Origin of the sequence: Aquimarina sp. U1-2 (assembly GCF_017897595.1) — a bacterium.
Classification (GTDB): domain Bacteria; phylum Bacteroidota; class Bacteroidia; order Flavobacteriales; family Flavobacteriaceae; genus Aquimarina.
Map to the genome: position 1 here is coordinate 1 of NZ_JAGKIK010000140.1, position 325 is coordinate 325.

Annotated in this window: 1 protein-coding gene; it reads right to left on the reverse strand. The window is 30.2% G+C overall.

Going from position 1 to position 325, the window contains the following annotated elements; genetic code table 11:
* Nucleotides 1-81: 81 nt before the first annotated feature.
* Nucleotides 82-325, reverse strand: a 244-nt coding sequence (locus tag J8281_RS19390) for a GNAT family N-acetyltransferase (protein WP_210199283.1), incomplete at its 5' end; no start/stop codon positions are given.

Below are 325 nucleotides of genomic sequence, written 5' to 3' on the forward strand. Positions count from 1 at the left end.
TATAAATAATATTTAACAAAGCTTTTATCTTGTTGTTAGCAAATGTCGAATTGATATCTTTGGATAAATCTCCCATAACTTTTAAAATAATACGTCACTGTATTCCTTTCTCTTTTTAAAAACTGCATTGGCAAAAGGGCATAATGGTAAAATTTTAATATTCTGTTCTCTTGCATAACTCACTGCTGCCTCCACCAGTTTATAACCAATTCCTTGTCCCTTTAGAGACTCTTTTACCTCTGTATGGTCGATAATAATTTTTTCATTACCAGCATATGTGTAAGTCATTTCGGCTACTTTTAAATTTTCTATTTCTATAAAGAAG